Source organism: Lactobacillus sp. HBUAS51381, from assembly GCF_012641095.1.
Taxonomy (GTDB): domain Bacteria; phylum Bacillota; class Bacilli; order Lactobacillales; family Lactobacillaceae; genus Levilactobacillus.
Window position 1 is genome coordinate 104,036 of record NZ_JAAVSC010000006.1, and the last position, 6,136, is coordinate 110,171.

General features: G+C 48.6%; 9 protein-coding genes. All 9 read right to left on the reverse strand.

The features are described 5' to 3' along the window. On the reverse strand, positions 1 to 660 hold the full coding sequence (rpsC, locus tag HEQ50_RS03715; protein WP_020090141.1) for a 30S ribosomal protein S3: 660 nt from the start codon (positions 658 to 660) through the stop codon (positions 1 to 3). Between the two features lie 3 nt (positions 661 to 663). After that, positions 664 to 1,020, reverse strand: coding sequence for a 50S ribosomal protein L22 (rplV, locus tag HEQ50_RS03720; protein WP_057734512.1), 357 nt, complete (start codon positions 1,018 to 1,020; stop codon positions 664 to 666). 16 nt (positions 1,021 to 1,036) lie between these two features. Next, positions 1,037 to 1,312, reverse strand: coding sequence for a 30S ribosomal protein S19 (gene rpsS, locus HEQ50_RS03725; protein WP_168899176.1), 276 nt, complete (start codon positions 1,310 to 1,312; stop codon positions 1,037 to 1,039). Between the two features lie 78 nt (positions 1,313 to 1,390). Further along, on the reverse strand, positions 1,391 to 2,239 hold the full coding sequence (gene rplB / locus HEQ50_RS03730) for a 50S ribosomal protein L2 (protein ID WP_168899177.1): 849 nt from the start codon (positions 2,237 to 2,239) through the stop codon (positions 1,391 to 1,393). A 26-nt stretch (positions 2,240 to 2,265) separates the two neighbouring features. Continuing rightward, on the reverse strand, positions 2,266 to 2,553 hold the full coding sequence (gene rplW, locus HEQ50_RS03735) for a 50S ribosomal protein L23 (protein ID WP_020090145.1): 288 nt from the start codon (positions 2,551 to 2,553) through the stop codon (positions 2,266 to 2,268). Beyond that, on the reverse strand, positions 2,553 to 3,176 hold the full coding sequence (gene rplD, locus HEQ50_RS03740; protein ID WP_168899178.1) for a 50S ribosomal protein L4: 624 nt from the start codon (positions 3,174 to 3,176) through the stop codon (positions 2,553 to 2,555). Before rplD ends, rplW begins: the two co-directional genes overlap by 1 nt. Before the next feature lie 21 nt (positions 3,177 to 3,197). Next, positions 3,198 to 3,848, reverse strand: coding sequence for a 50S ribosomal protein L3 (gene rplC / locus HEQ50_RS03745; RefSeq protein ID WP_020090147.1), 651 nt, complete (start codon positions 3,846 to 3,848; stop codon positions 3,198 to 3,200). Positions 3,849 to 3,887: 39 nt separating this feature from the next. After that, complete coding sequence (gene rpsJ, locus HEQ50_RS03750) at positions 3,888 to 4,196, reverse strand: 30S ribosomal protein S10 (protein ID WP_003638059.1); 309 nt, start codon at positions 4,194 to 4,196, stop codon at positions 3,888 to 3,890. Positions 4,197 to 4,573: 377 nt separating this feature from the next. After that, positions 4,574 to 5,902 carry an MATE family efflux transporter gene (locus HEQ50_RS03755; RefSeq protein ID WP_168899179.1) on the reverse strand — a complete coding sequence of 443 codons (1,329 nt, stop codon included), beginning with the start codon at positions 5,900 to 5,902 and terminating at the stop codon, positions 4,574 to 4,576. Positions 5,903 to 6,136 lie beyond the last annotated feature (234 nt).

The following is a 6,136-nucleotide window of genomic DNA, read 5'->3' on the forward strand; positions in this document are numbered from 1 at the left end:
CTATTTCCCTCCTTGTCCGTTAGATTGTTTCTTTTCAGGTAAAATTTCACCACGGTAGATCCAGGTCTTAACACCCAGAGAACCATAAGTGGTGTGCGCTTCTACCCAAGCGTAGTCGATATCAGCACGTAACGTGTGCAGAGGAACCGTACCTTCAGCATAGCTTTCGACACGGGACATGTCAGCACCGTTCAAACGGCCTGATACTTGCGTCTTGATACCCTTGGCACCAGAACGCATGGTCCGTTGCATGGTTCCACGCATAGCGCGACGGAATGCAACCCGACCTTCCAATTGACGGGCGATGTTTTCGCCGACCAATTTGGCATCCAGATCTGGCTTCTTGATTTCCACGATGTTGATGTGGACACGCTTGCCAGTCAAGTCGTTCAATTCCTTACGGAGATTTTCGACTTCTGAACCACCCTTACCAATAACCATTCCTGGCTTGGCGGTGTGAATTGAGATGTTGACGCGGTTTGCAGCCCGTTCAATCTCAACAGTTGATACAGATGCGTCAACCAGACGCTTTTCGATAAATTTACGGATTTGAAGGTCTTCCTTCAGGTAAGCAGCGAAATCCTTTTCAGCATACCACTTTGCTTCCCAGTCGCGAATGATACCGACCCGTAATCCAGTTGGATTTACTTTTTGACCCACGCGTTATCCCTCCTTCTTTTCAGATACAACAACCGTAATGTGACTCGTACGTTTGTTGATTGGTGAAGCAGAGCCCTTGGCACGAGGACGGAACCGCTTAAGGGTTGCGCCTTCGTTCACATAGGCTTCGCTAACAACTAAGTCTTGACGATCTAAGTCAAAATTATTTTCTGCGTTAGCAATTGCTGAGTTCAAAACCTTTTCCACAACCGGTGAAGCTCCACGCGGTGTGAACTTTAAGATTGCGATCGCTTCTGCGACGCTCTTGCCCCGGATAAGATCGATGACAAGGCGGACTTTGCGAGCAGCAATCCGAACCGTCTTAGCAGTCGCTTGCGCTGATGTAACTTGTTCAGCCATTAGTTAATCCTCCTTATCAACGAGTTGTTTTATCGTCGCCACCATGACCACGGAAAGTCCGGGTTGGTACGAATTCGCCAAGCTTGTGGCCTACCATATCTTCTTGAATGTAAACTGGGACATGCTTCCGTCCATCATATACAGCAATGGTAAAACCAATAAAGCTAGGGAAAATAGTAGACCGGCGGGACCAGGTCTTAATGACAGATTTCTTGTCTTGATCCTTCTGCGCATCAATCTTCTTTAATAAGTGCGCATCGGCGAAAGGTCCTTTTTTCAAACTACGACCCATTATGAAACCTCCTCTACTTGTGGCGCATCGCTTAGTGCGATGATCACCAGGTCTCTTGACATCCGGATAACCGGATTATTACATCTTGGAACCTTTACGACGACGTACGATGAACTTGTTGCTCTTGTTCTTCTTAGAACGCGTCTTCTTACCAACGGTCTTCTTACCCCATGGAGAAAGAGGAGATGGTAAACCAACAGGTGCCTTACCTTCACCACCACCATGTGGGTGATCGTTAGGGTTCATAACTGAACCACGAACGTGAGGACGTTGACCAGCCCAACGAGTCCGGCCGGCTTTACCAACGTTAACCAGTTCATGTTCTTCGTTACCTACGGCACCGATGGTTGCACGGTTAACCTTCAGAACCATCCGAACTTCACCGGATGATAACCGAACTAACACGTACTTGTCATCGTTAGCTTTACCTAACAATTGTGCTGAAGTCCCAGCAGAACGGACCAATTGGCCACCCTTGCCTGGCTTCAATTCGATGTTGTGAATAACAGTACCGAATGGAATGTTAGCTAATGGTAAAGCGTTACCCGTCTTGATATCAGCTTCTGGACCAGATTGAACCTTGTCGCCAACCTTTAAGCCCTTAGGCGCAATAATGTAAGACTTAACACCGTCAGCGTAAACTAACAGTGCGATGTTAGCCGTCCGGTTAGGATCGTATTCGATAGCCTTAACCGTTGCTGGAACATCATCCTTAATACGCTTGAAGTCGATGATCCGGTATTGACGCTTGTTACCACCGCCACGATGACGGACAGTCATCTTACCAGCGTTGTTCCGGCCGGCAGTGTGACTTTGTGAATCAAGCAATGACTTTTCAGGAGTCGTCTTAGTGATGACGTCTTTGTAAACCAAGCTCGTCATATTACGACGACCATTGCTTGTTGGTTTGTATTTCTTAATCGCCACGTTATTTCCCTCCTATATCTGAGATTTTATTCTTCGTTGAATAACTTGATTTCTTTTGAGTCGGCAGATAAGCTGACAATGGCCTTACGACGCTTCTTAGTGTAGCCTTCGTAACGTCCTTGACGCTTCTTCTTACCCTTTAAGTTCATGATGTTGACCTTAACAACCTTAACGTCAAAGATGTCTTCAATGGCATGCTTGACTTGAGTCTTAGTTGCTCGTACATCAACGTCGAACGTGTAACGCTTGTCGTCCATCGTTGCCATTGAGGCTTCAGTAACAACTGGGCGTAAAATAATGTCACGTGCTTCCATTATGCGAGCACCTCCTCTACTTGAGAAAGAGCTGGTTGCGTGATCACTAACTTATCAGCATCAGCAATGTCGAGGACATTCAAGCTCTTGGCAGGAATAACCTTAACGTTGGCTAAGTTGCGGGCTGCTAAAGCAGCAGTAACGTTGTCATCTTCAAGGACAACCAACGTCTTAGTCGTGACATTCAAACCAGCAAGCACTGAAGCAAATTCTTTCGTCTTAGGTGCATCGAATGCTAAGCCGTCAACAACGACGAAGCTATCATCGAGAACCTTTTGAGAAAGAACGGACTTTAATGCTAAACGGCTAACCTTCTTAGGAAGGCGGTAACTGTAAGAGCGAGGGGTAGGGCCAAAGACCACACCACCACCAACCCATTGTGGTGAACGGATGGAACCTTGACGTGCCCGACCAGTACCCTTTTGACGCCATGGCTTCTTACCCCCACCACGAACGGCACTCCGGTTTTTAACGGCGTGAGTTCCTTGGCGAAGTGATGCCCGTTGCATCAGGATTGTGTCGAATACGACGTTTTCGTTAGGTTCAACACCGAAGATATCGGCATTCAAAGTAACGTCGCCGTTTTGGCTACCATCTTGTTTGTATAATGCTACGCTTGTCATTTAATTATCCTCCCTTCCTAATTAGTTTTCTGAATGCTTAGGACGTGGTGGGCGAACAGCACTCTTAACAGTAACGAGTGACTTGTTGGCACCAGGCACATTGCCCTTAATCAACAGAACGTTGTTATCAACGTCAGCCTTAACGATCACGAGGTTTTGGATAGTAACTTGCTTGTTACCCATCCGACCTGGAAGCTTCATGCCAGGGAAAACCCGGTTGATGATAGCACCCAGAGAACCTGGACGACGGTGGTAACGAGAACCATGGGCCATAGGGCCACGGCTTTGACCATCTTTATGAATGTTACCTTGGTATCCATGACCTTTAGTGACACCTGTGACATCAACGATGTCTCCTGCTTGGAAGGTATCAACTTTAACTTCGTCTGCTACCTTGTAATCTCCCAGCTCAACATCTCTGAATTCACGAATGAAGCGCTTAGGAGTCGTGTTTGCTTTTGCTACATGACCTTGTTCGGGCTTGTTGCTGAGTACTTCACGCTTGTCTTGGTAACCAAGTTGAATGGCATCGTAACCGTCGTTTTCCATCGTCTTAACTTGCAACACTACGTTTGGGGTTGCTTCGACAACAGTAACGGGGATTAATTCGCCAGCATCAGTGAAGACTTGCGTCATCCCGACCTTTTTCCCTAAGATTCCTTTTGTGGTCATGAGTACACCTCCGATTATATTGTATTTATTTTGAAAAAATTATAACTTGATTTCGATGTCCACACCACTAGGCAAGTCGAGCTTCATTAATGAGTCAACTGTCTTTGGCGTTGGGTTAACGATATCGATCAAACGCTTGTGCGTCCGCATTTCGAATTGTTCACGTGAGTCCTTAAACTTATGTGGTGAACGTAAAACGGTGTAGATCGTCCGTTCAGTTGGTAATGGAATTGGACCAGAAATAGTGGCACCAGTTCTCTTAGCCGTTTCAACGATCTTGTCCGCTGATTGGTCGAGGATACGATGTTCGTACGCCTTCAACCGAATCCGAATTTTTTGTTTTGCCATTGTGTTCCCTCCTTCGTCTATTTTAAAAATAAGACTAACTCCGTGGAAATTCCCGCCACACCCTCATGGCAAAGCGGCCGGGTGTGTCGCAATCTCCCACATCATCGCTTAAACTTTTGAGCCTACCCCGGGGTGTCAAAAACACCGCCAGAATTTCAGCACTTGACTATCATACTAAATAAAACGCCGGCTGGCAAGGGTTTTCACACAATTAATCGAATTTTCTTGTGAAATCGCTGACCAACTTGACCTCGGTCAACCCATTATAAATGAAATGATCAAGGCGGTGGCCCACAACGGGTCGCCGAGTCAGTCCCATCGACAATCGCCCGACTACCTTACGCGCCCAGCGATTGAGCTGACCTAATCGACCCTAATTAATCCAGCTTCTTCCTATTAAACAGCAGCTTAGCCAATAGCCAACCAATCAGACAGGTAATCACATCGGATGCCGGTTGCGCCCAAATCACGCCATGATACCCCAGCAAGTGTGACCCGAGCACAATCATCAGGTAGAAAACCACACCCTGCCGAGCAATTGACATGATGAAGGCCCCACTCGCCTTCCCCGTACTCTGGAAGACGGTCGTGTAGACCAACACGGCCCCCACAAACGGCGTCGTCACCAGAAAGACCCGGAGCATGTATGTCCCGGCAGTGATGACGGCTTGATTATGTAGGAATAAACCAATAATCTGTGGGGCAAAGATCATCAGAATCACGGCTAGAATCAGCGCATAGCCCACTTCCACCAACAGATCGAAGTGCAGGATCTTCTTGAATCGTGCCATGTTCTTCGCGCCAAAGGTATAGCCAATCAGTGGCTGGGCGCCAAAGGCAAAGCCCACCATGACCAGCATGATAATCATGTACACCTTCAGGACAATGCCCATGGCGGCCACCCGAGTCGGTCCATAGTCCACCAGGTAGCGGTTCAACACGGCCGTCCCAAAAGCCTGCATCAGGTTGGTGATCGAGCCGGGAATCCCGATGAACAGGACCTGACGAATCAACTGGCGATCAATTCGGCTGATCTTCGGGTCAATTGAGATGACCTGACAGTAGCGTTTGGTCAGATACACCAGCAGAATCGCCGAAATCGTGTAACCAATCACGGTGGCTAACGCGGCCCCCGCGGCGCCCATGCCTAACGGAAAGATTAACAACGGGTCTAGGATGATGGTAATCACCGTTCCCACCATCGTCCCGACCATCGACTGGGTGGCGAATCCTTCCGTCCGAATCAGGTTACCGGGCACAATCGACACAATGATCGGCATGGCACCAATCGCCATAATCCGGTAGAACTGTGACGCGTAGGTGTAGGTTGCCGGGGTCGCCCCCAACAAGTGCAAAATCGGCCGGGTAAAGGCCAACAGCAGTACCGTCGTCACGAGGCCCAGCACCACTGCCCCATACAGGCAAAAGCTGCTGACGCGGCTCCCAGTCGCGTAGGCCTTCTCTCCCAGCAAGCGTGAGATCAGAGAACTCCCACCCAGGCCGAAGATGTCCCCAATCGCAATCAGGAAAGAGAACAACGGCGTACACAGCGCCACCCCCGCGACCAGGTTGGTATTCTGCGTTTGCGAAACGAAAAACGTATCGGCCAGATTGTAAATCATGCTGGCCACCATGCTCAAGACGACGGGCAACGCCAGCTTAAAATACGCTCGCGGAATCGGTGCCCGCTCAAACAGTTCCTCCATAACTCACTCTCCAATACCAATGTAGACACAGGGATCATTATAACGCAAAATGCCACGCACTGTCAGGTTGGGTTATTTCGGTGGTATGCGGTCAACTTGCCAACGACCCAGGTCACCAACGAAACGCTCGCGTTCCGTAAGCACCGAGTAACTGACCGTATTGAATTGTAAATTAAAAAGAGATGGCCCGTCCTCGGTTTTTGAGGGCGGGCCATCTCTTCCATGCTTTAAGCG

Coding starts and splice junctions, on each gene's coding strand:
- rplV (WP_057734512.1), bottom strand. CDS start 1,020: ATGGCTGAACAAGTTACATCAGCGCAAGCGACTGCTAAGACGGTTCGG.
- rpsS (WP_168899176.1), bottom strand. CDS start 1,312: ATGGGTCGTAGTTTGAAAAAAGGACCTTTCGCCGATGCGCACTTATTA.
- rplW (WP_020090145.1), bottom strand. CDS start 2,553: ATGGAAGCACGTGACATTATTTTACGCCCAGTTGTTACTGAAGCCTCA.
- rplD (WP_168899178.1), bottom strand. CDS start 3,176: ATGACAAGCGTAGCATTATACAAACAAGATGGTAGCCAAAACGGCGAC.
- rplC (WP_020090147.1), bottom strand. CDS start 3,848: ATGACCACAAAAGGAATCTTAGGGAAAAAGGTCGGGATGACGCAAGTC.
- rpsJ (WP_003638059.1), bottom strand. CDS start 4,196: ATGGCAAAACAAAAAATTCGGATTCGGTTGAAGGCGTACGAACATCGT.
- HEQ50_RS03755 (WP_168899179.1), bottom strand. CDS start 5,902: ATGGAGGAACTGTTTGAGCGGGCACCGATTCCGCGAGCGTATTTTAAG.